This window comes from Paenibacillus sp. FSL L8-0708 (genome assembly GCF_038009325.1).
Lineage (GTDB): Bacteria > Bacillota > Bacilli > Paenibacillales > Paenibacillaceae > Paenibacillus_AQ > Paenibacillus_AQ odorifer.
The window spans coordinates 6805301-6828069 of record NZ_JBBPBC010000001.1 but is presented as its reverse complement, the minus strand read 5'-3'; the positions used below and the strand labels follow the sequence as shown (position 1 = coordinate 6828069).

Sequence of the window (22769 nt, the reverse complement as noted above, 5' to 3'; positions counted from 1 at the left end):
AGTTGAGGAGTGAGAACAAATCTAAGTCTCAGATATATAGTACTAATGATCTATTAATGGAATTTCTTATATATTAATTCCATATTCTGTATTACAATGATAGCGAATACGAATTAGCTTGCTGTTTTCTTTCGAATTTATTACCACAATTGAAGAGGAGGCAATGAATGATGAAGAAGGATGCAAAGCTTAGGTTGAGTTGGAAAAGCCTTATTGTCGTATGCTTGGTAATTAGTATTCTTCCTGCCGGTTCCGCGTTTGCAGCAGTGAACAAACCTTTTCCGCAACATACCACCTACACGAGTGGATCTATCAAGCCAAACAATGTAACCCAGACCAGTATGGATAATTCAGTGAAGACCAAATGGGATGCGTGGAAAACGGCCTATCTCAAACCAGCTGGCACTGGCAAATATTACGTTAAGTATAATTCAGATGGAGAAACGGTATCTGAAGCACATGGTTACGGGATGTTGTTCACAGTTTTGATGGCTGGTTATGACAGCAATGCTCAGACTTATTTTGACGGCTTATATAATTATTACAAGGCTCACCCAAGTGCAATTAACCCTTATTTGATGTCCTGGAAGCAAAACAGCAGCTTTCAAAATATTGAAGGCGAGGACTCTGCTACAGATGGAGATATGGATATAGCGTTCTCATTGCTGCTTGCGGACAAGCAGTGGGGAAGTAGTGGTACAATCAATTATTTACAAGCTGCAAAAGATATTATTAATGCGATTATGGACAATGAGATTAACCAGACACAGTGGACGATCCGTCTAGGTGACTGGGCGAATAGCGGCTCGTATAATACGGCAACTAGACCTTCTGATTTCATGCTAAATCATTTAAAAGCATTCCAACAGGCTACAGGAGATACCCGCTGGACGAATGTTATCGATAAAACGTACACGATTATAAATAGCCTTTATACGGGTTATAGCTCTAGCACTGGGCTCTTGCCTGATTTCGTAGTTTACTCTGGGGGTGTGTATAAACCTGCTGCGGCGAATTTCCTTGAGGATGCCAATGACGGGAATTACAATTACAATTCTTGTCGTACCCCATGGCGGATCGCAACAGATTATTTGATTACTGGAGACAGCAGGGCGCTTACGCAGCTCAATAAGATGAATAGCTGGATTAAGACTAAAGTAAGCAGTACACCTGGTAGTATAAAAGATGGGTATAAGCTAAACGGAACCGTATTTGGAAGTTACAATAGCGGTGCCTTCTATGCTCCATTTGGAGTCAGTGCGATGACCTCATCAACTTACCAAAGCTGGTTGAATTCTCTCTGGAGCCACACAGCAAGCAGTGCTGCAGAAGATTACTATGAAGACAGCATCAAGCTGTTTTCGATGATCGTTATGTCTGGTAACTGGTGGACCTATTAAGATAACGTATAGTTAGAAAAAGGCTGTCCCCAAAACGTTCATGCCCAAAACCATAAAAGTCAAACAGAACAGCGATTCTCCTAATATCGGGGAATCGCTGTTCTGCATTTTTGGTCAACTACTGTTTGTTTCAGTAGATTAGGGGCAAAAGTAAAGCCACCTGATCTCTAATGTTACGGCGGAGCATCCTTTATTTGATAACCAATTGAATCATGGGGCGTACCTAATGATGCTCCAAATGATGCAATAAGTGAAGCACTTATACAGCAATTAGGGGATTTCTCCCTAAAATTCAGAGAATTTTGTTCATCAGACTTATAATTAGGGAAAACTTCCCTGAATTTTGGCCGATTCAGTAACTAATAAAGAAATCCCTCTGATTATTAGGGAGGAATTCCCTGATTTCGTCCTTTTAGAGCCAAAATCGGCTATTTTCAGGGAGTATTTCCCTAATTAGTTTACACTTACGCTGCACATCGCACATCGCTCACCATTTCACTATTTTTAGGACAACCTTACTGAAGACTTTGCGGCATACAGATAAGCAGTACCGCAAAAGAATTGTGGTTTTAACGAACATTGTTTTCGGTGAAACGTCCTGCCTGGTTATATACAATTGGATTAAATAGGAAGATATAGTTCCTTATATCTAAAAAGGTTAGGTGATAATATTGCTCTCAGACAAGAAACAATCTCTTCTATTTATTATTATCGTATGGGCAATGGCGTTAGGGATGTTGCTGCTTCCGGAATCGGCGCAAGGTCTGTATGGATTTACTCCTTTTTTCACAGTATGTATCATGATGTTTCTGATTGTGAGAGATGGATACAGTGCTGAGGGATGGAGAAGGTTGGGCTTCAAATTTAGGGGAGGCAAAGAATACATATTGGCTTTAGTTATTCCCTTAGGTTCACTGGGAGCTGGATATGCTGTCTATTGGATGGGATGGAACTCAAGCTTAATTTCTCCAGATTCATGGATCAAGACTGCTATATATTTGCTCGTTTACATTGTTCTTGGTTCATTATCTGCTTTGGGGGAAGAGATCGGTTGGAGGGGTTGGCTGCTCCCGCGTTTTCAATGGATGGGAAGAGTAAGTTCTAGTGTAACAATGGGCTTAATCTGGGCTATATGGCATTATCCGGCGATTCTTGGGCCGCGTGCTTATCATTCCTCTGGAAGCCGCTGGCTCGTGGTGGTGCTCTTTACCTTATCTGTTATGTTTGCGGGCATCATTATAAATGAACTGCGTCTGACCTCCGGTAGTATTTGGCCGGCAGTGCTTTTACACGGAACTAATAATGCTGTAGATAGTGTTTTGCACAATATTACTGTCAGTTCTTCACCTATGTTGGAGTATGTAGCCGGGGAGAGTGGTTGGTTTCCAGTGATTTTATATGGCTGCGCAGCGATATGGATTCTGAATCGAAACCACAGAGTGAACCAGCAAAAAGCCAGGATAGAGCTATAATTCAATGCGGATATTTAGAGGAGAAGGAATATCATGCATAAAAGTATATAATTCCCTTTGTGATTCATATAAAATGGTAGGGGAATACCAAATAAGAATAGAGATATGTATATAATTTTGTTCGTTCGGGGGATTTGAAATGACAGTAAAACTCCGCCAGTTATTCATATCAGGGTTACTTTGCCTTTTTGTTTTTCTTATTATTCATTTTGTGTGGGTCATTCACTCTAACATCTTGCTTGGCGTTGGTCTGGAGCAGAATGAAGAAGGGCAATATTATATTGCTGAGGCAGACGTTTCAAGCGAAGGGTATAAACAGAATCTAAGGGAAGGGGATATCTTATTACGGGTTAATGGGAAACCGATTGATAAAGTGGATGAAGCTGTGAGATATGGAAGCTTAACTCAGGTTCAATCCGTTGACCTTCTTCGTAACTCCAAAGGGGGGGCTCCACTTGCTTTGCATTATGATATTGAGAATAAGTCCTCCATCTATCATACGTTTACCCAGCTTGTAGTCCCTGGAGCGACATTTGTTTTTTTGGCAGTGTTAAGCCTTCTATTATACCGCAGGAAAAGCGGGGATCGCTCAGCAGAGCTGCTGATTTTATTCTTTTTATTAGTCGGAATAACTTACTTTGCGGGATATGCCTCAAGTAGATCTGATCTTATAGGTAGAATCGCGATGGGTAGCGTGTTGGCTTTAATTCCACTGGTTTTTATTCACTTTCTCCAAGTATATCTGAAACGATTTGATGTATTAGTTCTATCTACTACTGTAATCAAAATATACTATGGCCTGGTCATTTTACTAAGCCTATTTTCCACCTCCAGTCTAATGGTTTACTCCTGGGATAGATCCTTGTATTCCTTTGTAAGGTTAATTATTATTGGGTTCTTTGTTTTTGGAATTTTTTACAGCATATTTAAGCTGCTATATTTATACATTACTTATCGAAGCACAGCGCTTAAATCGATGTTTAAAATTATGCTTACCGGACAAATCCTTGCGTTTACACCGTTTGTTCTCTTCTCAGCTGCACCCATTGCTGTTGGGGTCAACCTGATTCCTTACGAAATTACTACGATCTTTTTGTTTTTGATGCCAGTTACTTATTTTTATCTGCTGACGGCTAGGCAACTATTTGATATTGATTTCGCTTTTAATCGGTTTAAATATTATTTATTAATTGCTTTTTTTCCGGCGCTAATGATTGTAGCCGTACTTGCGATCATTCAGAGCAGGCAAGAGTATGATTGGATCAAATGGATTCAGATGTTTTTGGTTGTATATTTATCTATTACAATCTTTTTATTCTTTAAGGAGAAAATAGATTATTATTTCCGGCCTAAACTGTTCCGTGAGCTTTATCATTATCAAGGTAGTCTGGAGCGATTCTCGAAGCAAATCTCCAAGGTTATGAAGCGGTCTGATTTGGAGGCTGCAATTTACAAGGAAATCAATGAGATTTTACCGGTTAGTCGGTCTGCTTTTTTTGAGAGAGATGAGGATATGAGTAACCTCGAACAAATAGTCGACAATTCGGGCCAAGAGATCAACATAGAATTTGTATCGAAATCTCCAGTTTTTAAGGTAGGAGAAGTAGTTCAACTCAAACAGGGGATCTTACTCGTAATTGGACGTCACCAAAAAAAATTTCATCTCCTCTGGATTGATCATAAGAAGAACCATACAAAGCTTAATTCGGATGAGCTTAACTGGTTAAATACCCTCGCAAATTATGCGAGTATTGTCTATGAGAATTTATATCTTATTGAAGGCTTGATTGAAGACCTTGAAGCAGAGATGAAAAAAGAGCTACATGCAGCACCATGGGTTCTACGCCTGATCTTTAACTTATCAGAGAAAGAACGCAGAAAGCTGGCGGCGGATTTACATGATTCTGCTCTTCAGGATCAGCTCATTTGGCTTCGCAGGCTGGAAACACTGATCTCCGATCATGATATTGAGGCGGATATTTTGCCAGAGCTGCTTCAGATTAAAGAGGGACTTCTGGATGTGATATATCAGATTAGGGAGACCTGCAATGAACTGCGTCCACCGCTGCTAAGAGAGACCGGAATTGTGAAGGCACTGGAACTATTGTTTGAGTATGCCCAGCTGCAGTCCAACTACATTATCACCTTTACATCCAGTCCGATTGGTGAGCTAAGTGAAGACCTGGTGATTGCGTTGTATCGAATAGTACAGGAGCTCCTGCGGAATGCCGGGAAACATGCCAAGGCGAATCAGATTGAAATTGAGCTGGACCAGCAAGAGCACCTCTATTTTCGATATAAGGATGATGGGATTGGCATGAATATAGTTGATATCAGGGAATCTTTTCAGCATATGGGCCTGTCTGGAATCAAAGAACGTGTTGCGAGCTTAGAGGGGAAGTGCACTTTTACCTCGGAGAAAGGGAAGGGACTGGAGGTTATTATTTATTTACCGACAATGGCTTTTGTAGAAGAAAAGCACAGAGGAGGCGATGACGATGATACGTATCTTGTTGGTTGATGATCATCCTTCAGTCGGAGAAGGAACTAAAACTATGATTGAGCAGGACGCGGATATGGAGGTTACTTTTGTTTTGTCAGCGATGGAAGCTTTGGATAGGCTGGAGCAACAAGAATTTGATGTCATCTTATGCGACCTCAACATGCCTACCATCAGCGGACTTGAATTCGCCAAAAGAGCCGTTCAACGTGATCCTGAATCTAAAGTGGTGATTTATACCGGATATGAGATCAGTGCTCACTATAATCTTTTGATGGAGTCAGGGGTCACAGGATTTATCTCTAAAACAGCTTCCCGGGAACAGTTGTTAAATACCATTCGTTGTGCGCTGAGGAATGAGGCGGTCATTCCGGTGTCTTTACTTAAACAGCTACGAAGAAATGATATCAAGATTTCTAATCACCAGGATAATCGGCTGCTTGAAGAAGTGTCCATTAATCAAAGAGAACAGGAAATACTCCAAGAAGTAGCTAGTGGAAAAAGCAATAAAGACATAGCCAGCAAGCTTTTAATGTCACAAAGGACTGTAGAGTATAACCTGACGAGAATCTTTGAGAAGCTTAGTGTACATTCCAGATCCGAAGCTATAGTGGAAGGGAAGCGACTAGGTCTTGTTAGGATGGAGACTTTCTAAGTTGAAGCCCATACAACCCAATACATAGTTTTGTTAGTTTTATTCATGGTGTTAAGCACCTCACTTTGACATCTTGATCGTCATTACCTGTAATTCATAATTCTGAACCATTCCGGTATTTAGAGTATTATTCTGAATAAATCAAGGAGGAACATCCATATGATTGACATGAACCAAATATTTTTGATTACAGATATCCCAGGTTACTCCCCGCAAATCAGCCGACTTTTATCCATGATGAACTATGCAAGATATACAACATTAGAAGCCGTGAAGGGTCTAACTGTGGAACAACTGGATTATTTATTGGATGCTCAGAGTAACTCTATTGGAGCGTTATTATTGCACTACGCTGCTGTAGAATATGCATATCAAGTGGCAACGTTTGAGCAAAGAGATTTGTCTGAAGAAGAGCTAACAAAATGGGGACCAGCATTAAATTTAGGCGACGAAGGACGAGCCAATATTAAGGGGAATGACCTTAGCTATTATTTAGATCGCCTAAATGAAGTTAGACAAAAGACTTATGAATTATTCGCAACCGTCGATGATAATTGGTTATATACTGAAGAGGAATTCTGGCATAACAAACCTGCGAACTACTATTTTATGTGGTTTCACGTTTTTGAGGATGAAATCAATCATAGAGGCCAGATTAGGCTGATCCGAAAAAGAGCACTAGCTTAAGAAAGGAGGCGCGCGAATGGAGTACATAGAGAAAAATATAAAGCCTTTATTTAAGAAATATCCGCTGCTCTCGAAATTTGTATTAACAGTGGTGATTATAGACATCGTTTATTACGCCGGAAAACAAGTTGGAGGATTAGCTTATTACCTCATGCACTAATTTCTTTTGAAAATAAGCCGAATAGAAAAGGCGAGTTCCACTCATTTTGAGTGTGAATTCGCCTTTTTATATTGCTTAACCTAAATATCTGCTGTAGCTCTGACTCTTCCATATGGCTATCCAGTTCATTATCAGTTCACACAAATTTGTTAGGATATGAAACATCAAAAGAGATATAGAGCATGACCAGGAGAGGAAGAGAAACAAATGAAAATATTAGAAGTTAAACATGTAAAGAAATCATATACTTTGTACGGTAAAGAAAAGGTGCCAGTACTCCATGATGTGAATCTAAGCTTTGAGACAGGTGAATTCGTCTCTATTCTAGGTGAGTCTGGCTGCGGAAAGTCCACACTGATGAACATCATTGGGGGAATGGACTCCGATTATGAGGGCGAGGTCCTTGTCCGCGGAAAGAATTTAAGCACGATGACCGAAAAGGAAATGGATGATTATCGTAAGAACAATATTGGTTTCGTTTTTCAAAATTTCAATCTGATCCCACATCTGTCAGTTTTGGAGAATGTTACAGTGGCGATGCAGATGACGGATACCAGTGAGAAGGACCGTAATAAACGTGCTATAGATATTTTGACTGAGGTAGGCTTGAAAGAGCACCTGAAAAAACGTCCCAATCAGCTGTCCGGTGGACAGAAGCAAAGAGTGTCCATCGCCCGCGCGCTAGCGAATAATCCTGATATTATTTTGGCAGATGAACCTACAGGGGCCTTGGACAAGGATACCGGCGATCAAATTTTAGCCTTATTGGACAGCATAGCCAAAAGAGGGATATTGGTCATTACCGTGACCCACTCACAGAAAGTAGCCGACTCTGGTACCCGTATCGTAAAGGTGGAAGAAGGACGGATTAAAGATGATATTCAGTTAAAGGACCGCTCTTTGATTAGTTACGATGGAGGAGAGGGGTCATCCCGGAATCTCAGTTTATTTGCATCTTTTAAAATGGCTCTGCAGAACATGAAACTCAACGCCAAACGTAATGTATTGGTAGCTTTGGGTGGGTCTATTGGTATTTTAAGCGTACTGTTGATGCTTTCCTTAGGGAATGGAATTACGAACTATATGAATGACGAAATTAATTCAAGTATGGATCCTTTACTCGTGGATATAACTAAACCCAGTGAAGAAGCTAAAGGCATGCAAGGTCCAGAGGCAATGATGTTGCCCGGCGAAACGTTTACGGCTGCCGATATTGAAACCATCCGAAATATTCCAAATGTTGATTATGTAGAAACCATCACTTCCATTTCGGGCAAATCTACTATGGTTTATGCAGATCAGACGGTTAGTCTTACACAATTAACAACCTTAACGGATGCTTTTGCTAAAGAGACGATTACCGCAGGGGCTTTTCCAGAGGGCAAAGAGATATTATTACCCGTGAAAACGGCAAGTAAATTAAGCGGAAATGACAGTCCAGAGTCTTTAGTAGGGAAATCGATTTATCTATATATTAATGAAATGGATGCTAAGCATAAACCGATCACATTGGAACAAGAAGTCACTATCTCTGGTATTTATGAAAGCACTGATCCAAGAGCGCAAATGCAACCCACGGGTTATCTTCCAGCGCAGACTTTGGAGCAAATGTATGTTGACAAGGGGATTACAATAGGTCCAATTCAAGTTAATGCTTTTGCAACCGATATGAAATATGTGAATGATATTAATGCAGCCGCTGTTGATGCTGGATTCTCAGGTTCTCAATCGGCAAAAATCATGGAGCGAATCACAACTTATGTGAATATGGCTACTATAGTTCTCTCTGGTATTGCCGGGATTTCACTTCTCGTATCAGGGATCATGATATTGGTTGTGCTATATATCAGTGTAGTGGAACGGACTAAGGAAATTGGGATTCTTCGGGCAATTGGCGCAAGGAAAAAAGATATCAAACGTATATTCTTTTCTGAATCAGCTTTATTAGGTGTATTCAGCGGTATCTTTGCGGTACTCTTTGCCATTGTCATTAGTTATGTGTTAAATATTCTCTTGGACAATGCTTTTGGAGTGAAACTTATTAATCTATCCGGTTATTATGTGTTATTTGGGATCGTTGTGAGTACCCTGATTAGTATTATCGCCGGTTTGATGCCATCCTCTAAGGCTGCCAAACTGGATCCAATGGAATCTCTACGATATGAATAAATAGGTTAGCGGAGAGGAAAATTGAGAGATGAACACGATTCTAGTGGCGGATGATGATTCTCATATCCGTAGATTAATACGATTATATCTTGAAAAAAACCAATTTTCCGTAGTGGAAGCAGCAGACGGTCAAGAGGCATTAGACATTCTAGCGCATACAAAGATCGATTTGGTGATTGTAGATGTGATGATGCCAAATGTAGATGGTATTGAATTGACCGAAGATATCCGGTCTTATATCGATATTCCAATTCTGATGGTTACAGCTAGAGGAGAATCTAAGGACAAAGTCAGAGGATTTAATGCCGGATCAGATGATTATTTAGTCAAACCGTTTGATCCCATTGAATTGGTCCTGAGGGTAAAATCACTATTAAAAAGATATCATTTAACCTCCTCGAGTGTGATTCAACTAGGCGCAGTGATGATTGATCTGGGGAATTTGAACGTTGTTACGGCTCAGAGAACGGTGGAGTTGAAGAAAAAGGAATGTGAGTTGTTATTTGCTCTGGCGGGTTCGCCAGGGCAAATATTCACGCGTTCTCAGCTCATAGAAAATATTTGGGGTGTCGATTATGAAGGCGACGAGCGTACGGTAGATGTGCATATCAAACGTCTGAGAGAAAGACTTGAATCGATTCCCGAGCTAATTATTTCTACGGTAAGAGGACTTGGATACCGTCTGGAGTTGGCCTGAATGTTGAAAAAAAGCCTGCGTCTGCGTATTGTCATTACGTTCATTGGGATTGTGATCGTCAGCTTAATGATCTCTTTTTTGCTAAATGTACGGTTTTCCGAAAATAATGTGACCCCAAACCATATCTTCATTAGAGTAGCTGGAGACGTAGCCAAAGTGCTTACCCTAATCGATGATCCGGAAAAAGCACAGGCATTTACTAAACTGCTCAATAAATATGGGGTCGATATTGCGAAAGTGAGAGTGAATGAGTGGAGTGATGCTGTTTTTTCAGTGGATAAGGAGAAGGTTGCCGCTCTATTTAAGCCGGATTCCACAGACGCAGTGATGCTTAATGATAAGTCTGGTGTTGCTATTGTTGGCATTCCCATCGTAGATAAGGAGAAAGCTGCGCTCATCATTAAAATTGATTTTTCGTCGAGCTTGATCACATTCAGACGCAACGTGTTTTTTACACTTCTAACGGTTTTAGTCATTGGAAGTTTACTGATTCTCTTGATGTCCGGATTCATTGTTAAGCCTATCAAACGTCTGACGGAAGCAGCTAAAAAAATGGCATCAGGCGATTTATCTGTGCGCTTGACGCATAAAAATCAAGATGAGTTCGGGGAACTGATGGAAAGCTTTAATCATATGGCTAGTGAGCTGCAAAAGATAGACTCTGTTCGTGATGATTTTGTCAGCAATGTCTCTCATGAAATGCAGTCTCCGCTTACGTCCATTAGAGGGTTTACTAGAGCGCTGCAAGATGGTGTGGTTCCAGTAGAAGAGCAAAAAGAACATCTGGATATTATTTATCAGGAAACGCTGCGCTTATCCCGCCTAAGTGACAATCTGCTTAGATTAGCGTCGCTTGATTCAGAACATCATCCGGTTAATCTCACCACTTTTCAGCTGGATGAACAGTTAAGAAGAGCGATCGTTCTGGCGGAGCCACAATGGGCACAGAAAAACATTCAGATAGAATTGGATTTATTACCCTGCCAAATTACGGTGGATAAAGATTTGTTTGATCAAGTCTGGCAAAACCTAATCAATAATGCTATAAAATATACAAGCCAAGAGGGTATCATTCATGTCGAAATCGAGCGTTCTATAGCGTTTGTGAAGGTTTCTATTAAAGATTCTGGTCAAGGCATACCAGAGGCAGCATTGCCCCGCATTTTTGATCGTTTTTATATGGTGGATAAAGCGCGGAGCAGCGTTCATAAAGGGAATGGACTTGGATTATCTATTGTATTAAAAATTCTAAAAATGCATGATTGTAAAATAGAAGTGGAGAGCAAGGTTGGGGAAGGAACTCAGTTTATTGTCTCGATCCCTGTCTCTCAACCCTATGAATAGTTAACAGGCTGAATCTTAAGGCAAACGCAGACCCTTTCATTTGTGAACCAAGCAATAGAAGACTCTCAAAAAGTTCCCAGAACTCGGTTCGCGCAAGCCATAGTTGCAGTAGGAACTGAACATTTGATCGGCATGATTGAATTAAATATTAGAAGCCATACGGACAGAAGCGGCGAAATCGGCTATATTGTCCATCCTGATGCCTGGGGACAGGGAGTCGCTACAGCAGCGGCCAGACGAATGTTGAAATTTGGTTTTGAAGGACTGCAACTACATCGAATATACGCGACCTGTGACCCTAGAAATAGCGGATCATCCAAGGTGCTCACCAAGATAGGTATGACCTATGAGGGAAGATTAAGGGATGCTTTGCTTATTAAAGATGGATGGCGGGATTCTTTGATGTTCAGTATGTTGGAGCATGAGTGGACGGTAGCCCGCTAAAAATTAACTCTTGCTTCCCAATGGTAAGTTCACTAGAATATAAGTATTAGCTTATATACTTTCGAGAGGAGGAGAGAAGGAAATGCAGACACTAATGGAAATTGCTGAAGACTTGAAGCTGTTCGGAGATAAGACCCGATTGGCAATGCTTTCTCTTCTGAAAGAGCGGGAATGGTGCGTGTGTGAATTCGTTGATATCTTTGACATCTCCCAGCCGGCGATTAGCCAGCATTTACGGAAATTGAAAAGTAGAGGAATCGTTCGGGAAAGCAAGCGGGGACAGTGGGTACATTATTCGTTAAATGTCGAAGATAAACCACATCTTAAAGCTGTTCTTCAACAGATGCCTAGTTCCAAATCGATATTGGCTGAACTGAATAAAGAGGCTAAAGAGCCATGCTGCGACTAAATTTAGGTAAGGTTTTTTTTGATCTATATATAATCATATAGTTATATAATGATGTTGGATTGAAGTCACATGCTTATATAGGAGTGTTGAAAAAGATGTGGATTTGCAGTAAAAGGGGGATGGCACTTTGGCTATTGTAGCTATCCTTATATTTTTAGTAACTTTAATCCTTGTAATCTGGCAGCCCCGTAATTTATCGATTGGATGGTCAGCCTGCGGTTGCGCGAGCATAGCTTTGCTAGCTGGGGTAGTCAGCTTTAATGATGTTCTGGATGTAACGCAGATCGTGTGGAATGCTACTTTAGCGTTTGTGGCTATTATTCTGATTTCTTTAATTCTGGATCGAATCGGATTTTTTGAATGGGCTGCTTTACATATGGCGCGGGCTGCCCGCGGGAATGGCAGACGAATGTTTGTGTATGTCATCGTTCTTGGTGCGTTAGTGTCTGCATTTTTTGCGAATGATGGAGCGGCTCTGATTCTTACGCCTATTGTGCTTGCGATGGTAAGGGCGCTGCATTTTGATGAGAAAAAAGTATTTCCGTTTATTATCGCCAGCGGTTTTATTGCCGATACCACCTCACTGCCGCTCGTGGTCAGCAATCTGGTCAATATCGTATCAGCGGATTTTTTCGGGATTACGTTTATGGAGTATGCAGGCAAGATGATTATACCTACGCTGTTCTCACTTGTGGCGAGCATCGTAGTGCTCTATTTCTTTTTTCGCAAAAGTATTCCCAAGCACTTTAACGATTCACAGCTAAAAGATCCGCATGAGGCGATTAAAGACAAAAAAATGTTCCAGCTGTCATGGATTGTATTGGCTGTTCTTTTGGTAGGGTATTTTGTCAGCGAATTTTTGGGTATTCCGGTATCTGTGGTTGCGGGGATCATAGCTATTTTGTTCCTGCTTCTCGCGAGAAGAAGCCCTTACGTCAAGGTGAAAGAAGTGATTACCGGAGCGCCTTGGGCGATTGTGTTCTTTTCTATCGGAATGTATGTCGTAGTATATGGACTTCGAAATGTTGGGCTTACGGATTTACTTGCTAAGATGATTGGGTCTATTGCTGATCAGGGCTTATTTGCCGCAACGATGGGTATGGGCTTCATAGCTGCATTGATCTCATCGCTGATGAATAATCTGCCTACCGTTCTGATTGACGCGCTTGCCATTGATGCGACGCATACCACTGGAATCATTAGAGAGGCTTTAATATATGCGAATGTTATAGGTTCGGACTTAGGACCGAAGATCACTCCGATTGGCTCACTCGCCACACTGCTGTGGCTACATGTACTTTCGGCTAAAGGCGTGAAGATTTCTTGGGGAACGTATTTTAAGACAGGTATTATTTTAACCATTCCAACGTTATTTATTACGCTTTTAGGTCTTTATATGTGGTTGTTGATTAACTAATTTGGACAGGGGAAGATCAAGATGAACAAGAGAACGATTTATTTTTTATGTACAGGGAATTCCTGCAGAAGTCAGATGGCTGAAGGCTGGGCTAAGCAATATCTAGGAAAAGAATGGAGCGTGTACAGTGCAGGTATTGAAGCTCACGGTCTAAATCCAAAAGCTGTACAAGCGATGAGCGAAGTAGGCATAGATATTTCCGGCCAGACTTCGGATATTATTGATGCTAATCTGCTGAATAATGCCGATCTGGTCATTACCTTATGTGGAGATGCTGCGGATAAATGTCCAATGACCCCTCCGAAGGTCAAACGGGAACACTGGGGCTTCGATGATCCGGCAAAAGCGCAAGGGAGTGATGAAGAGAAGTGGGCAGTGTTCCAGCATGTGCGTGACCAGATTGGTGAAAGAATCAAACAATTTGCGGAGACGGGTGAATAAGCAAAGGGAGGAAGTAACCTATTCTTTTAACTTAGGGTATTTCACCACGGGCCATTTCACTTTCCGTAAGGCATTGATCACTTCGGGCCCAACGTTCAAATTACTTTGAACCAATTCATGGGGAGTGAGAGCTATCCATTGGTTCAGAGAGACGTCGGCAAAACGGTCACTTTTGAACATTTCGAGGAACCACAACGATTCTTCTCCTGTATTCTGAATATAATGTCCAAATGCAAAAGGAACATACCCAACATCGCCAGCCCTGTAATTAAAGGTACGTGCTGCACCGTTTCCGGCAAACACAGTCATCCGTCCTTTTCCGGTAAGATAATATTGCCACTCATCGTTGTTGGGGTGCCAGTGGAGCTCTCTCATTCCTCCAGGTTCAATCTCTACCAGTGCAGCAGCCACGGTCTTGGAGACCGGAAAGTTGCTTGAGTCAACGATTCTGACGCTCCCGCCAGGAGTCTTCAATGGAGGCTGTGCCAACAGCGAATGTTTGAAGCTCTGTGGAATTTCTCCATATGGCGATTGCACCTTTTGGCTTTGTAATGACCCGGGAACTTGATCCTGATAAATGTAAACCTGTTCAGTGGGGATGGAGTCGAAGGCCTCGGCAGGTATTCCAAAGTTAGCTGAAAGTACCTCTTTAGGCGTATGGGCGAACCAATCGGAAATAGACAAGGTATTCAGATCGGAGAAGCTCCCGTCGTCAAAGACTAGGAGGAATTCGCAGCCTTCTTCAAGACCTTGTATAGAGTGAGGAATACCCGGCGGAAAATACCATAGATCACCAGGTCCTACATCTGCTATAAAGTTCCGTCCATTCTGATCCACAGCAGTAATCCGGGCGCGGCCTAACAGCATATAAGACCATTCCGCTTGCTGATGCCAGTGAAGCTCTCGTACTCCACCGGGGGTCAGGCTCATATTCACACCTGCCAGTGTAGTTGCGATAGGGAGTTCTCTGACGGTTACTTCTCTGGACCAGCCACCATGATTAAGCTGCATATGCGTATCTGAGAAAGAAAATTTTAAATTGGGAACCAGGCCCGCATCAGTCACCGGAGGTACGAACATATCCGGGTTCTCAAGATCCCGCATAACATCGCGGGGTCCTTTATCTAATCCCCCTGTGCCATCGCTTCGGATGGGCTGGGGGATGTTTGTTTTGTTTGCCGAATCCTGTCCAGCAGAAGTCATAAGATGTTCTCCTTTCTTGTTCCTAAAGCGTTCAATGAAAATATATGCGGAATGCTGTCTTTTATGATGGATAGCAGAAGTGGTACAAGTTGACATGTGTAGGGTCATCATTGATTATTACTAATAGAGGCTAAGGTTCTAGATGAACTGGAGAGGGGTTTGTGATGATTCACATCAAGGAGTCCTTACAACGATTAGGGAAAATAAAAGCTTATGTAATAGGTCTATTAGTGATTATGTTCGCCGCGGGATCTGCGGTTACACCTACATCGGTGTCGGCGGCTGTCCAGTTAGGGACACAGGTAATGCCACTGTCATACGGGGGATATTACGTGCTTTTTCCAGGTAAACTCGCCCCTTATTTCAAAGCAGGTAAATTAATGGTGCCGATTCGAGCCTTCTCCAATGCGATTGGCGCAGATTTGCTCTATGACGCTCTGAGCAAGAGTATTACTGTTTCACTGCTGGACCGATCGGTAGGAAATATTAAAGCAGGGCAGCTAGAGGCAGATTTTAATGGGGAGACCGTAGATTCATTAGGCGTTGCTCCAGAGATAAAGGATGGCACTCTGTTTGTTCCGGCGTCCCCCATTTTAGAAGGGCTTAAGTCTTTTCGCTGGGAAGTGCAATTTAATAATGTGAATAAATTAACCCTTGGTATTGGAGCCAGAAAAGGGGAGGAATGGGTGAAGCCTGAGGCAGATCGTGCGCTTGCTCCTTATCCACTCGAAACGACAGCACATCCGTATCCGTTATATCCTACTATGCTAACGCAGGCTCAGGCCGGGAAAGAATATAGATTGACCTTAGGCGTGCAAAATACCTCCGGATTCATCATCCCTAAAGGAAACGCGGAATTAGAGCTGGTGAGTGTGGACAGTAAAGGGAATTCTTTTTATCAAACGTTGAAAGGACCTGATTCCTCAACCTCCAAGACGGCATTATTATCATTTTCCGCTACCATTCCAACAGAGGCTGAATACGTCATTTTCAGGTCACGCACCTTGAGAGCGCAATAAGGCAATTGCTATAGATTATTCCAACAAGCTAGACAGAGAGCGGGTAAAGAAACAGATGACAGGTAACAAAGAACAGCAATATCGCTTCAGCGAAGCACCGATTTGGGAATTGCAACGAACATATTATGAAGAGCAGGGATTAAAGGCTTGGAATAATGATCAGGTCCCGCAGTACATCACGAGTAACCCTATGATTGCGACAGCATACGCAGAGATGATCTTTGGATTTCTGCAAGACCGGGCTGGACAAGGGCATCTCTCAGAGACCGTTACGATTCTAGAACTTGGAGCAGGAGCAGGCCGGTTAGCCTTCCATGTGCTTAAAAAGTTATGTGAAATCGTAGACTACGCAGATATTCCTCTTCCTCCTTTTCGTTATGTGATGAGTGATTTGCCTTCCAAAAATATATCCAGCTGGCAGCAGCACCCGAGCCTACTTCCTTACGTAGAGCAGGGTATTTTGGACTTCGCTCGTTTTGATGCTGTGCAGGATGTAGAACTACATTTAGTACACGCTAAGCTCAGCATTCGGCCGGGTGAATTACAGCAGCCATTGGTGATTGTGGCAAATTATTTTTTTGACAGCATTCCGCAAGAATTAATTTATGTGGATGAAGGAAAAATATATGAATGTGAGGTTTCGATCCAGTATTCGGCGGAAGTTGATCCGGATAACCCCTCCGATGCGCTCGGCAAAATCATCCCGCAGTACCATTATCGGCGTGCGGCTAGTTATGAAGAGGAGACTTATCCCTATCATGACGTTATAACGCTTTATCAGCAGAAGCTGGAGGATTCACATATACTCTTTCCGGTGGTGGGGCTTACTTGTCTGGAGCGGCTTGCGCGGCTCTCTACAGAGGGATTCGTGCTGCTTACAGCGGATAAGGGAGACCATCGCTTAGAGAACTGGGAATTTGCAGAACCTCCATTGCTGATTCATCACGGAAGCTTCTCTTTGACCGCGAATTATCATGCGATAGAGCATGTGCTGAAACAAAAAGGGGCGCATTCAATATTCACCAGTCATCACTATAAAAACCTGAACATCGGCTGTATTCTTATGCTTCCAACACCGCTGAGCTATACAAACACTCGGCTGGGTTACAAGCGGTTTATAGAACGTTTTGGCCCGGATGATTTCTTTAGTATGAAGGAATGGATGGATCAGCAATTAGATACGATGGGGCTGCAGCAAATTTTGGCCTTTTGGCGTTTGGGTGGGTATGATGCTGAATGGTTTATCCATAGCGCTGAACAGATTTCGGAGCTGCTGCCGGGTGCCAGTGATGAAGAAATGCTGGATCTACAGCGAGGTATACAGTTGATGTGGACGGGCTATTATCCGATGGAACAGAGTTATGATTTGTCGCTAGATGCGGGGTTGCTGCTGTATGAAATGGATAAATTCGCGGAAGCATTGGGTTACTTAGAACGCTCCATGCATGCGAGTACGGAAGAACCATTGGCATCAGTGCTGTATAGCATGGCAATCTGTAACTATGAGCTAGGAGCTGAAGCTGCTGCATTGGAATACGCGCGTAGAGCTTTGGCTGCAGAGCCTGACAATGAAGTAGTATTGGAGCTCCTAACGGCGCTTAGCGGGGAATAAGCACATTTACATAGGGTTATCTTTTTGGTATCCTATACAAAATAATCAAACGCGATGACGAGAAGAGTACATGAAATCATTCCTTCACAGAGAGCCCTGGATGATGAGAACAGGGTAAGGGGGATTTTATCGAAACAAGCCTCTGAGCGGCATATCGGAACCGGACTAAGGGGATGGTATGACGGGAGCTCCTGTTATAGAGCTAGAGTATAAGCATTGCGCAAGATGTTTTGCCGTACTTGATGAGATTAATATGGCGACATATTAATGAACCTGGGGTGGTACCGCGAGAATTTCGTCCCCAAGACCATAAGTCTTGGAGGTGAGGTTCTTTTTATTTTGCAGATTAAGCAGGCGGATATCACTTATAAACAGGAGGTAACACCAATGAACGAGGAACCGGAAGTATTAACAGAGAGTTACATCGACAGATTGATTCAAGAAGAGCTGGAAGCAGGGACTTACAGTAGAGATATATGCACGAGATTTCCACCGGAGCCTAACGGGTATCTGCATATTGGCAGTGCGTATGCTATTCATACAAACTATACGACTGCGAAAAAGTATGGCGGGAAGTTCCATTTGCGCTTTGATGACACCAATCCTTTAAAAGAGGATCTGGAGTATGTAAATGCCATCATCGAAGATATTCAATGGATGGGCTATCCACCGGACTATATTTTTTATGGATCAGACTATTCTGAGAAAATATACAATAGCGCAGTTACGTTAATCCGAAAAGGAAAGGCGTATGTCTGTGATTTATCACCTGAAGAGGTGACAGCCTATAGAGGGACGCTTACGGAGCCGGGAAAAAACAGCCCGTTCCGGGAGCGTTCTGTGGAAGAGAATTTGCGGTTATTTACGGAGATGAAAGCTGGAGATTATCCAACGGGAGCCAGAGTGTTGCGGGCTAAAATAGATATGAGCTCACCTAATATCAACTTACGTGATCCGGTGATTTACAGAATCATTCATGCGGAGCATTATAGAACGGGTAACGAATGGTGTATCTATCCGATGTATGATTTTGATTGATTTTATTGAGGGTGGGAGTGACTCTTCCCACGTATTTCCCACATTACAATGAATCCATGAATTTTTCAAACCGCAAAGGAGCTTCCTTTTTACGCGTCTTTGTAACATGAGTATAAATATCTTTAGTTATCTGATCATTTTTATGCCCAAGTCTTTTTTGAATTACTTCTAAATCTTCGCCCGCTTCCGCCAAAAGCGATGCATGTGTATGACGCAGCGAATGCGGTGTAAGTGTTTTTGGTAACCCGGCCATTTCAAGATATTTTTTCATTCCGCGCTGAGCGACCTCGTGAATCATTGGATAACCAGGCTTATTTATATCGTTGACGAATACGAAGTTACCTTGGTTATAATATTTTTTCCTTTCAGCCATCATCAGTTGTTTCTGCCAAAGTGATTGGTCATCCAAAACACATAATACTTTTTTGCTTATTTCAACCTCTCGAATTGAAGATCTAGTCTTAGGAGTGTTTAGGATGAAATTTTCCACCCCTTCTCTGACATAGAGTGTTTTGGTTATGGATATATACCCCTCAGTTTTATCAATGTCTTTCCATTTCAACGCACAGGCTTCTCCTATTCTCAATCCTGTATACGCCAATAAAAAGAATAATGAATACTCCTGAACAGTTCCGTTCTCCCTGACCACTTCAAGGAAACTCAGCAACTCTTTCTTTTCAAGGTATTTAGGTAAGGAAGTTCTGGATTCCAATTGATCGACAGTTTGCAGAAAAGAAGGGAGTTTTGCTCCTGAAGCCGGACTTACTTTTAAAATCCCTTGTTCTACAGCCGTATCGAAAAGCAATTTAGTAGAAACGTGGATAATGTTGATAGTGTTATAAGACAATCCCTTCACCTTCAAATCATCCAGCATATTTTGATATTGTTTTTTTGTTATATCGCATAATCTTATATGACCGAAGTATTTCGACGCTTTTGAAAGATTGCACTTTCGTAAAAAAACAGTAGAATTCTTCACGTTCCCATGCGCTTCATACATTTTCAACCAATCGTCTACATAAGCGGAAAATGCGATATTTTTCTCTTCTACATAAGTTCCTTTTCGCAATTCCGCCTCTATATCTATCCCGGCTTGAAAAGCTTCTTTAGCAGAATTGTATCCGGGCGTTTCTTTTTGTTTTCTCTTACCCGTTTCAGAGTTGATAATGCTGTATCGATAATGATACTTTCCGTTCCTGCATCTAACCCCGGGGTATTTTGGTGTTTCTTTAGTTTCTTTTGTCTTTTTCGCCATGCGATAAACACCTCCCTAACAAAATTAATAAAACTGATGAAATTCCACGGGCACTCCACAACGGATGAGAAACTCTTCGCGTGTTTCACAAGTTAATGGCACTTCCAATGAAACCATAAGTCGAACTGAAAAATTATGTGCTTCTCGTTCTATTTTGTTCAATGAGAAAAGAGTGTTTTTTTTTAGAAAAGGCGTGTTTATGTGAGGGTGAATAAAGTGATGACCTAATTCATGCCCGGCTGCAAATATAATTTTTGGGCTGCTCAATCGATTATTCAAGTGAATTTGTGGAATTCTATGTAGCTTAGTGTAATACCCCCATATGTTTTCGCCCAGGTCTTCAAAATACAGGGTAATACCAGTAAGTTCTGCTAATTTTAACGGGTTATTAGTTTCATGAGTACGGATCAACCTCTGGACAATGTCCATTGCAATTACCTCCGGAGATCAACGATGTTTTTTTGGGGTGAATTTCTTCTTTGCCATTTGCTTTGATGTTCGCAGAGCATTTTCAAGAGAAATACGAAGCAACTCCCTGTCTTCTTCATCCATCGGTTCTCCCATAAAGGCTAAGGAATCATTGCTTTCGAGATCAGCCATCATATTTTCTAATTTTTTTGCGATGTCCGTTTCCTCTTTTGCAGTAAGATTTTCTAAATCTGATTCAGAGAATATTTTGTCGATGTCCACTTGGTAAACGAGAGCTAATTTCCTGATGGTTTCGAGACCGGGTTTTCTGTTTTCGTTTTCATAATGTGAGTAGGTTTGTTTGCTTATCCCAATTTTCTTAGCAACCTCTTCTTGAGTCCAACCCTCAATTTTCCTCAGTTCACGTAGGTTCCGACCGTACAATTTAATTCCTCCTATGTAGCACTCATTGAAATTATAATAATACTTTATTCATCTAATGTCAACAAATAAGCGACAAAATTACCGAAAACAATGTAAATAGTGGGTTGACATCGCCTGTGTGTTGATTTATTGTTAAGTCAACGCTTAGGCGACAAGGTAAAGAGAGGAGGTGGTACGTTGAGTTATAATGTGGTCGCCATCAAAAGAAAGAAGCTTGATCTCACACAGGAAAAAGTAGCGGAAATGCTTGAGGTTTCTCGCCAGCACTACAACTCTGTAGAGAATTTTAAAAAGGCGCCATCGGTTGATCTAGCAAAAGGGATTGGGGAAATTCTAGATGTTGAATGGACTATTTTTTTTGCTGATAGAGTCAACATATAGGCGATTATTCAGGAGGCGACGGCCTTGTCAGTAAACGATAAGCAGACAAAAAAAGAGGCATTGATGCGTAGTATTGTGCTGGAATTACTAACAACTAGAAACGGAAAGGAAGAGGAAAATGTTAGATCAAAGAGGAAATGTGGCGCTAAACGATCTTCCTAGTTTTCTCAAGCCGGACGAAGTTGCCGCTTACTTAGGGGTGTCAAGAAATACAGTTTATAGATGGTGCAAGGCTGGAGATATTGAAAGTGTTAAAGTGCGAAAAACTCTTCGTATTCAGAAGTCAACATTGCTTGGGTGGATCGATAAACAAGAGAAGGCGAGTTGTGTGTTAGCGGATTAACACCAACTAAAACAATCATAACCACATCATAGGGTTTTATACCTGAAGGGAGTTGAACCACAATGCAGAAAACTAAATACGTTTATTCACTGTTATCGATTCGAAACATGTTCGGTCTTGGTCATTTAGTCGTACTTAATGCCGTGACCAATAACCATGTACCTACAGTATACAGAGGTGATGTGGATAATATCGATAGCTATTACACCAATAGCAAAGGATTATCTCACTTCAAGTCTCTTTCGAAAATGGGCACTGGTGGCATAGGGGTTCAAAAGCTAGGTCTGAAAGGAGATTAAGAATGAGCAATGAACCAGAAAACACAGCTATCCACGAAGCTCAACGTCGGCTCATTGGCAATGCGAGAATGATTGGGCCACCTAATTTCCAACAAAGCAATGACATGTACAGCATACAAGTCACAATGCAATCTTGCTTAGACGCTGGAGCTGGATCGGATCTGCTATCACAGATTGTAGCTATGTACCGTAGACACTATGCCAAAAAAGAGGAAATGCAATCATTTATCAATGACATGGAAGTTCGTTATATCACATCACTCGAAGGGGATGCAGGAGATGCTAAATAGACGGCAGACACAAAATAAAAAAACCGCCAAGACGGTGGCGGCAGGGGTAAAAAATATTGCTTTCAGTTCCAAAGTCAATATTGATTCACACATCGAAAACGAATCAGAGAAATGGCTTCAATCCTCTTTATTCAAAGGACTTTGGGATTACGGAAAAGTTAAGCACGATGGCACAGAAATCGAAAGAATGTTGCATGAGTTGATTTATGCACGGTATTCACAAAAGGTAAAGGAAATCATTGAGGCGGGTTCAAAAAGCTCTGAATCATCTGAACAACAATGTCGTGCTGATCTTTGTAGTTCTCAAATTCCGAGTACATCCAAGAAGTGTTGCGGTCTCGCTTTTCAATAACCTGTTTCATCTCAAAGTAAGCTTGATCAAAGAAGTTGAATAACGACGTGTATTCGTAGTGGTCCAACTCTTCGTTAATCGCAATAAACAATTTGGCATTTTCCTTAAGTGTAAATATCTCTGATAGTTTTAAGGCGATAAGCGGTGATGGATTTTCAGGATTCTTCGATGTGGCATTATGCAGTGTTTTGGTTTTATCAAAAATCTCGGTTAGATAACTAAGCAAAGTTCCAACTTTGTGCTTGTCCATATTTTTCACCTCCTTTCATCTGAGATTGGTAAGTCTGGACAACTTCCATTGTAGGCGGAAAGGGAAAGTTTGGAAAGGAG

24 protein-coding genes, 1 pseudogene and 1 other annotated feature are annotated in these 22769 nt (G+C 41.7%); of the genes and pseudogenes, 20 read left to right on the top strand and 5 right to left on the bottom strand.

Annotated elements, in window-relative coordinates:
- Positions 1 to 170: 170 nt before the first annotated feature.
- The 13 genes from NYE58_RS32105 (at position 171) to arsC (ending at position 13795) form a co-directional block, all read left to right on the top strand.
- The gene (locus NYE58_RS32105) at positions 171 to 1400 is read left to right on the top strand and encodes a glycosyl hydrolase family 8 (RefSeq protein WP_076185481.1); all 1230 of its coding nucleotides are present in this window, start codon (positions 171 to 173) and stop codon (positions 1398 to 1400) included.
- 662 nt (positions 1401 to 2062) lie between these two features.
- Positions 2063 to 2872 (top strand): CPBP family intramembrane glutamic endopeptidase, encoded by an 810-nt coding sequence (locus NYE58_RS32100; protein WP_341003947.1) that lies wholly within the window; start codon positions 2063 to 2065, stop codon positions 2870 to 2872.
- A 139-nt stretch (positions 2873 to 3011) separates the two neighbouring features.
- Entirely contained in the window at positions 3012 to 5393 is a 2382-nt protein-coding gene (locus NYE58_RS32095; RefSeq protein ID WP_341003946.1) for an ATP-binding protein, read from the top strand.
- Positions 5371 to 6027, top strand: coding sequence for a response regulator transcription factor (locus tag NYE58_RS32090; RefSeq protein WP_341003945.1), 657 nt, complete (start codon positions 5371 to 5373; stop codon positions 6025 to 6027). The genes NYE58_RS32095 and NYE58_RS32090 overlap by 23 nt, the downstream gene beginning before the upstream one ends.
- A gap of 168 nt (positions 6028 to 6195) precedes the next feature.
- Positions 6196 to 6714: a DinB family protein gene (locus NYE58_RS32085; RefSeq protein ID WP_341004327.1), complete on the top strand. Its 519-nt coding sequence runs from the start codon at positions 6196 to 6198 to the stop codon at positions 6712 to 6714.
- Positions 6715 to 6730: 16 nt separating this feature from the next.
- Positions 6731 to 6874: a hypothetical protein gene (locus NYE58_RS32080; protein WP_162636847.1), complete on the top strand. Its 144-nt coding sequence runs from the start codon at positions 6731 to 6733 to the stop codon at positions 6872 to 6874.
- A 207-nt stretch (positions 6875 to 7081) separates the two neighbouring features.
- On the top strand, positions 7082 to 9043 hold the full coding sequence (locus NYE58_RS32075) for an ABC transporter ATP-binding protein/permease (protein ID WP_076128781.1): 1962 nt from the start codon (positions 7082 to 7084) through the stop codon (positions 9041 to 9043).
- Between the two features lie 28 nt (positions 9044 to 9071).
- Positions 9072 to 9740, top strand: coding sequence for a response regulator transcription factor (locus NYE58_RS32070; protein WP_076128780.1), 669 nt, complete (start codon positions 9072 to 9074; stop codon positions 9738 to 9740).
- Complete coding sequence (locus NYE58_RS32065) at positions 9741 to 11084, top strand: sensor histidine kinase (protein ID WP_081392613.1); 1344 nt, start codon at positions 9741 to 9743, stop codon at positions 11082 to 11084.
- Positions 11085 to 11126: 42 nt separating this feature from the next.
- Positions 11127 to 11528 carry a GNAT family N-acetyltransferase gene (locus tag NYE58_RS32060; protein ID WP_341003943.1) on the top strand — a complete coding sequence of 134 codons (402 nt, stop codon included), beginning with the start codon at positions 11127 to 11129 and terminating at the stop codon, positions 11526 to 11528.
- A gap of 82 nt (positions 11529 to 11610) precedes the next feature.
- Positions 11611 to 11937, top strand: a complete 327-nt coding sequence (locus NYE58_RS32055; protein WP_076185465.1) for an ArsR/SmtB family transcription factor — start codon at positions 11611 to 11613, stop codon at positions 11935 to 11937.
- Between the two features lie 127 nt (positions 11938 to 12064).
- The gene (locus NYE58_RS32050) at positions 12065 to 13354 is read left to right on the top strand and encodes an arsenic transporter (protein ID WP_341003942.1); all 1290 of its coding nucleotides are present in this window, start codon (positions 12065 to 12067) and stop codon (positions 13352 to 13354) included.
- A gap of 21 nt (positions 13355 to 13375) precedes the next feature.
- Positions 13376 to 13795 (top strand): arsenate reductase (thioredoxin), encoded by a 420-nt coding sequence (arsC, locus tag NYE58_RS32045; protein ID WP_076304789.1) that lies wholly within the window; start codon positions 13376 to 13378, stop codon positions 13793 to 13795.
- A gap of 18 nt (positions 13796 to 13813) precedes the next feature.
- Here arsC and NYE58_RS32040 read toward each other — a convergent pair whose 3' ends face one another.
- Complete coding sequence (locus NYE58_RS32040) at positions 13814 to 14998, bottom strand: oxalate decarboxylase family bicupin (RefSeq protein WP_341003941.1); 1185 nt, start codon at positions 14996 to 14998, stop codon at positions 13814 to 13816.
- Between the two features lie 164 nt (positions 14999 to 15162).
- Between NYE58_RS32040 and NYE58_RS32035 the strand changes: the two genes are divergently transcribed.
- The 3 genes and pseudogenes from NYE58_RS32035 to NYE58_RS32025 form a co-directional block, all read left to right on the top strand.
- The gene (locus NYE58_RS32035) at positions 15163 to 16017 is read left to right on the top strand and encodes a copper amine oxidase N-terminal domain-containing protein (protein ID WP_341003939.1); all 855 of its coding nucleotides are present in this window, start codon (positions 15163 to 15165) and stop codon (positions 16015 to 16017) included.
- A 55-nt stretch (positions 16018 to 16072) separates the two neighbouring features.
- Entirely contained in the window at positions 16073 to 17629 is a 1557-nt protein-coding gene (locus NYE58_RS32030) for an SAM-dependent methyltransferase (protein ID WP_341003938.1), read from the top strand.
- A 45-nt stretch (positions 17630 to 17674) separates the two neighbouring features.
- Positions 17675 to 17935: a binding site (T-box leader), on the top strand.
- Positions 17936 to 18016: 81 nt separating this feature from the next.
- Positions 18017 to 18661: pseudogene (locus NYE58_RS32025) on the top strand (glutamate--tRNA ligase family protein); the annotation flags it as partial.
- A 49-nt stretch (positions 18662 to 18710) separates the two neighbouring features.
- Here the strand turns inward: NYE58_RS32025 and NYE58_RS32020 are convergent.
- The 3 genes from NYE58_RS32020 to NYE58_RS32010 are packed head-to-tail and all read right to left on the bottom strand — an operon-like array spanning position 18711 to position 20774.
- Positions 18711 to 19922 carry a tyrosine-type recombinase/integrase gene (locus tag NYE58_RS32020; RefSeq protein WP_341003937.1) on the bottom strand — a complete coding sequence of 404 codons (1212 nt, stop codon included), beginning with the start codon at positions 19920 to 19922 and terminating at the stop codon, positions 18711 to 18713.
- Between the two features lie 24 nt (positions 19923 to 19946).
- Entirely contained in the window at positions 19947 to 20351 is a 405-nt protein-coding gene (locus NYE58_RS32015; protein WP_341003936.1) for an ImmA/IrrE family metallo-endopeptidase, read from the bottom strand.
- An 18-nt stretch (positions 20352 to 20369) separates the two neighbouring features.
- Complete coding sequence (locus tag NYE58_RS32010) at positions 20370 to 20774, bottom strand: helix-turn-helix transcriptional regulator (protein WP_341003935.1); 405 nt, start codon at positions 20772 to 20774, stop codon at positions 20370 to 20372.
- Between the two features lie 177 nt (positions 20775 to 20951).
- Here NYE58_RS32010 and NYE58_RS32005 point away from each other — a divergent pair, with 177 nt between their 5' ends.
- The 4 genes from NYE58_RS32005 to NYE58_RS31990 all read left to right on the top strand — a co-directional run bounded on the left by NYE58_RS32005 (position 20952) and on the right by NYE58_RS31990 (position 22087).
- Positions 20952 to 21155 carry a helix-turn-helix transcriptional regulator gene (locus NYE58_RS32005; RefSeq protein WP_341003934.1) on the top strand — a complete coding sequence of 68 codons (204 nt, stop codon included), beginning with the start codon at positions 20952 to 20954 and terminating at the stop codon, positions 21153 to 21155.
- A 118-nt stretch (positions 21156 to 21273) separates the two neighbouring features.
- Positions 21274 to 21498, top strand: a complete 225-nt coding sequence (locus NYE58_RS32000) for a helix-turn-helix domain-containing protein (protein WP_341003932.1) — start codon at positions 21274 to 21276, stop codon at positions 21496 to 21498.
- A gap of 62 nt (positions 21499 to 21560) precedes the next feature.
- On the top strand, positions 21561 to 21797 hold the full coding sequence (locus NYE58_RS31995) for a hypothetical protein (protein WP_341003931.1): 237 nt from the start codon (positions 21561 to 21563) through the stop codon (positions 21795 to 21797).
- A gap of 2 nt (positions 21798 to 21799) precedes the next feature.
- The gene (locus NYE58_RS31990; protein ID WP_341003929.1) at positions 21800 to 22087 is read left to right on the top strand and encodes a hypothetical protein; all 288 of its coding nucleotides are present in this window, start codon (positions 21800 to 21802) and stop codon (positions 22085 to 22087) included.
- A 236-nt stretch (positions 22088 to 22323) separates the two neighbouring features.
- Here the strand turns inward: NYE58_RS31990 and NYE58_RS31985 are convergent, their stop codons facing one another.
- Entirely contained in the window at positions 22324 to 22689 is a 366-nt protein-coding gene (locus NYE58_RS31985; protein WP_341003927.1) for a hypothetical protein, read from the bottom strand.
- Positions 22690 to 22769 lie beyond the last annotated feature (80 nt).

Excerpts from the sequence above, each read along its gene's own strand:
- NYE58_RS32105 (WP_076185481.1), top strand. The coding sequence starts at position 171 with ATGAAGAAGGATGCAAAGCTTAGGTTGAGTTGGAAAAGCCTTATTGTC.
- NYE58_RS32095 (WP_341003946.1), top strand. The coding sequence starts at position 3,012 with ATGACAGTAAAACTCCGCCAGTTATTCATATCAGGGTTACTTTGCCTT.
- NYE58_RS32090 (WP_341003945.1), top strand. The coding sequence starts at position 5,371 with ATGATACGTATCTTGTTGGTTGATGATCATCCTTCAGTCGGAGAAGGA.
- NYE58_RS32085 (WP_341004327.1), top strand. The coding sequence starts at position 6,196 with ATGAACCAAATATTTTTGATTACAGATATCCCAGGTTACTCCCCGCAA.
- NYE58_RS32080 (WP_162636847.1), top strand. The coding sequence starts at position 6,731 with ATGGAGTACATAGAGAAAAATATAAAGCCTTTATTTAAGAAATATCCG.
- NYE58_RS32075 (WP_076128781.1), top strand. The coding sequence starts at position 7,082 with ATGAAAATATTAGAAGTTAAACATGTAAAGAAATCATATACTTTGTAC.
- NYE58_RS32070 (WP_076128780.1), top strand. The coding sequence starts at position 9,072 with ATGAACACGATTCTAGTGGCGGATGATGATTCTCATATCCGTAGATTA.
- NYE58_RS32065 (WP_081392613.1), top strand. The coding sequence starts at position 9,741 with ATGTTGAAAAAAAGCCTGCGTCTGCGTATTGTCATTACGTTCATTGGG.
- NYE58_RS32055 (WP_076185465.1), top strand. The coding sequence starts at position 11,611 with ATGCAGACACTAATGGAAATTGCTGAAGACTTGAAGCTGTTCGGAGAT.
- arsC (WP_076304789.1), top strand. The coding sequence starts at position 13,376 with ATGAACAAGAGAACGATTTATTTTTTATGTACAGGGAATTCCTGCAGA.
- NYE58_RS32040 (WP_341003941.1), bottom strand. The coding sequence starts at position 14,998 with ATGACTTCTGCTGGACAGGATTCGGCAAACAAAACAAACATCCCCCAG.
- NYE58_RS32035 (WP_341003939.1), top strand. The coding sequence starts at position 15,163 with ATGATTCACATCAAGGAGTCCTTACAACGATTAGGGAAAATAAAAGCT.
- NYE58_RS32030 (WP_341003938.1), top strand. The coding sequence starts at position 16,073 with ATGACAGGTAACAAAGAACAGCAATATCGCTTCAGCGAAGCACCGATT.
- NYE58_RS32020 (WP_341003937.1), bottom strand. The coding sequence starts at position 19,922 with ATGGCGAAAAAGACAAAAGAAACTAAAGAAACACCAAAATACCCCGGG.
- NYE58_RS32015 (WP_341003936.1), bottom strand. The coding sequence starts at position 20,351 with ATGGACATTGTCCAGAGGTTGATCCGTACTCATGAAACTAATAACCCG.
- NYE58_RS32000 (WP_341003932.1), top strand. The coding sequence starts at position 21,274 with ATGTTAGATCAAAGAGGAAATGTGGCGCTAAACGATCTTCCTAGTTTT.
- NYE58_RS31995 (WP_341003931.1), top strand. The coding sequence starts at position 21,561 with ATGCAGAAAACTAAATACGTTTATTCACTGTTATCGATTCGAAACATG.
- NYE58_RS31990 (WP_341003929.1), top strand. The coding sequence starts at position 21,800 with ATGAGCAATGAACCAGAAAACACAGCTATCCACGAAGCTCAACGTCGG.
- NYE58_RS31985 (WP_341003927.1), bottom strand. The coding sequence starts at position 22,689 with ATGGACAAGCACAAAGTTGGAACTTTGCTTAGTTATCTAACCGAGATT.